This is a genomic window from Geitlerinema sp. CS-897 (assembly GCF_028368005.1).
GTDB classification, from domain to species: Bacteria; Cyanobacteriota; Cyanobacteriia; order Cyanobacteriales; family Geitlerinemataceae; genus Baaleninema; species Baaleninema simplex.
On sequence record NZ_JAQNCQ010000043.1, the window covers coordinates 1 to 3,328 of the forward strand.

3 protein-coding genes are annotated in these 3,328 nt (G+C 53.8%); 2 read left to right on the forward strand and 1 reads right to left on the reverse strand.

Going from position 1 to position 3,328, the window contains the following annotated elements:
• The coding region (locus POG22_RS02245; protein ID WP_498903390.1) for a hypothetical protein at positions 1-939 on the reverse strand (939 nt) is incomplete at its 3' end.
• A 195-nt stretch (positions 940-1,134) separates the two neighbouring features.
• On the opposite strand from POG22_RS02245, the gene nblD reads away from it, so the two are divergent.
• Positions 1,135-1,314 carry an NblD family protein gene (gene nblD / locus POG22_RS02250; protein ID WP_017661491.1) on the forward strand — a complete coding sequence of 60 codons (180 nt, stop codon included), beginning with the start codon at positions 1,135-1,137 and terminating at the stop codon, positions 1,312-1,314.
• Positions 1,315-1,503: 189 nt separating this feature from the next.
• Entirely contained in the window at positions 1,504-3,234 is a 1,731-nt protein-coding gene (locus POG22_RS02255; protein ID WP_498903392.1) for a diflavin flavoprotein, read from the forward strand.
• Positions 3,235-3,328 lie beyond the last annotated feature (94 nt).

Here is a 3,328-nt window from a genome sequence, read left to right on the forward strand (position 1 = left end):
GGCGATCGCGCGTTCCATCCAAACGCGATCGCCGGTAAAGCTGACGTTGAGGACGAGGTTGGGAATTCCCGCGTGAAGGCGTTCGTACAACAGCATCCGAATGCGATCGAGGTCGTGGAGTTCGTCGGTAAACTGGTTTTCTGGGGAGACCAGGAAATCGAGATCGATATAAACGTCTCGTCCGAGTTGTTCGATCTTGAGGCGCACGTCTTGATGGGGAATCAGTCTCAGGGGTCGATCGAGGATGCGATGCACTTTCTTTTCTAGCAATCCTTCGACGTGATGACCTAACAGTTGCGTCCAGTTGTGTCGCAACCATTTCCACAATGGCGAGACGGACACCGCCACCATCAGCAAGACTAAAATCGGATCGAGATAGCGCAGGGGTTCGAGAAGGGTGTCTCCGGTGAGAAAGGCTGCACTAAAGGCGATCGTTAAAAACAATCCCATCATTCCGCGATTAAACCAGCGTTTCGCATCGCGATCGACCACAGACAACCCGGTTTTTTCGGCGATTTTTCCCAATCTCGCCGCCCAGTTCGTCCCCACGATGGCCACGATCGCACCGTAACCGAGGGCGATACCGGAATCGATCGGGCGGCCACCAGAGGCGATCGTCACTAACGCCAACGCCGCCGCCAACGCCAACACCGCCAACTCGATCGCACTCTGCACGACGTTTAACATCAGTTCGAGGGTGTCTTGGGAGAGGGCGATCGCATCGCCCTCGGGATTTTGAAATTGTCGATCGAGTCGCCGTCGCAACTGTGCGAATACTGCGTCTACCAGCGCTCGCGCCCCGTCGAGTAAAACTGCGTTCGAGGCGGTCAGCAACGCAAACAAACCCCCCAACGCCGCGATTCCAAGACTTCCCCGAAACACCAGCGTCAACGCTTGAGGGTCGAAGGTTCGGGTATCGTTCGATCGTTGCGGAGGCATAGTGACGGTGAAGTGAGGCCAGAGGTGAAGCGCAAAGTCTTGAGAAAAATTCCCTTCTACGGAAATTCTAACATCGCGGTTTGAGACCGACCGCTACGGACGAAAAATCGTCGCAACACCCCGAAATCGATCCGAAAACGGGAACGAGAGAGTATGGTGGACAAAATCGATCGAATTTGCTGTGACCCTCTAGCTATGTCCGAATTGAACTGTGAAACTTGTCCCGTCTGTAAGGTGAAAATCCAAAAACTCCCGATGGGCGATCGCGTGTTGTTTTCCTTCGGCGCACCGGGAACCCGCGAAATGTTGTGGAAACGAGTCTGTCAACATACCCAAGACCGTCGGTGTATTAATCGAGAATTAAACGCAAAATAACCTCGTCTTCTGCCTCGAGAAGATACTCAAAAAGACCTAAGACGCCGTTCGTGCCTGAGATGTGGCGATCGGCGATCGCCCCCTTTCGACTTATACAACTAATATGTTTTTTAAAGCATAACTTATGTTAAAAATGTGTAACAATAAGAGACGAATAAAGAAAAACCGTATAGTAAGAGAGGTCATCGTATGGTCGTAGCAACCGCCGCTCCTACCCAAAAACGCCTCACGATGCAAGTCGAAGCGATCGCCGCCGACACGACGGCCATTCGATCGCTCGATTGGGATCGCGATCGATTCGATATCGAATTCGGCTTGCAAAACGGAACGACCTATAACTCCTTCCTCGTGCGCGGCGATAAAATCGCCCTGGTCGATACCTCCCATGAAAAATTCCGACAACTTTATCTCGATACCCTCAAAGGGGAAATCGATCCCGCGAACATTGATTATCTCGTTATCAGCCACACCGAACCCGACCACAGCGGCTTAGTCCGAGACGTATTGGAACTGGCCCCCAACGCCACGGTCGTAGGTGCGAAAGTGGCGATTCAATTCCTCGAAAACCTGATTCACCGTCCGTTCGATCGCCTGGTGGTGAAAAACGGCGACACCCTCGACCTCGGAAACGGTCACGTACTGGAGTTTGTCAACGCCCCCAACCTGCACTGGCCCGACACCATCTTCAGTTACGATCGCCACACCCAGGTCATGTTCACCTGCGACGCCTTCGGAATGCACTACTGTTCCGATGCGACTTACGACGAAGACCTCCACAAAATCGAACCGGACTTCCGCTTCTATTACGAATGCTTGATGGCCCCGAACGCGCGATCGGTCATTTCCGCCATGAAGCGCATGAAGAAACTGGGCGACATCACCACCATCGCCACCGGACACGGGCCGCTGTTGCGCCACCACGTCGGCGAACTCACTGGACGCTATTGGAATTGGAGTAACGAAAAAGCCCAAGCCGAAACCACCGTCGCCGTCTTTTACATCTCCGATTACGGCTACAGCGATCGCCTCTCCCAAGCGATCGCCCACGGTATCACTAAAACCGGCGTCGCCGTAGAAATGACGGACTTAAAAACCGCCGATCCTCAAGAAGTCCACGAAATTGTAGCTCGCAGCGCAGGAATCGTCCTGGGAACCCCTCCGGCTTCTGGCGACGTAAGCAAAGCCACCCTCGACGCGGTGAGTACCATTTTCGCCGCCGCCAAAGACAAGCAAATTGTAGGAATCTTCGAGTGTTACGGCGGAGACGACGAACCCATCGACCCGTTGGTGACGAAATTCCGCGATTTGGGAATTAAAAACGGTTTCGCCCCCATCCGGATCACCGAAACTCCCTCCGAAGCTACTTACCAACTCTGTGAAGAGTCGGGGACGGACATGGCGCAACTGCTGACCCGCAAAGACGCCATTAAAAAAATGAAAGCCCTCGACAGCGACCTCGACAAAGCATTAGGTCGTCTGTCCGGCGGACTGTACATCATCACCGCCCAAAAAGGGGAAGTGGCCGGTGGAATGTTGGCGTCCTGGGTCTCGCAAGCCAGCTTTAAACCTCTGGGATTGACGATTGCGGTGGCGAAAGACCGAGCGATCGAATCGTTGATGCAAGTGGGCGATCGCTTCGTTCTCAACGTCCTCGAAGAAGGGAACTACCAGCATTTGATGAAGCACTTCTTAAAGCGATTCCCCCCCGGCGCCGATCGCTTTGAAGGCGTGAACACCCAACCGACGAACAACGGTTCGCCCATTCTCGCCGACGCCTTGGCGTATCTCGAATGTACTGTTGTCAGCCGCATGGACTGTTCCGACCACTGGATCGTTTACAGCAGCGTCGATAACGGTCGCGTTTCCAACCCCGAAGCCCGAACCGCCGTCCACCACCGAAAAGTCGGAAACCACTATTAACAGTCACCAGTCACCAGTCACCAGTCACCAGTGAGGGGATGATGAGGTGATGAGATGAGGAGGGAAAACCATTGAAAATTTCTCCCCCTCTCCC

Excerpts from the sequence above, each read along its gene's own strand:
- nblD (WP_017661491.1), top strand. The coding sequence starts at position 1,135 with ATGTCCGAATTGAACTGTGAAACTTGTCCCGTCTGTAAGGTGAAAATC.
- POG22_RS02255 (WP_498903392.1), top strand. The coding sequence starts at position 1,504 with ATGGTCGTAGCAACCGCCGCTCCTACCCAAAAACGCCTCACGATGCAA.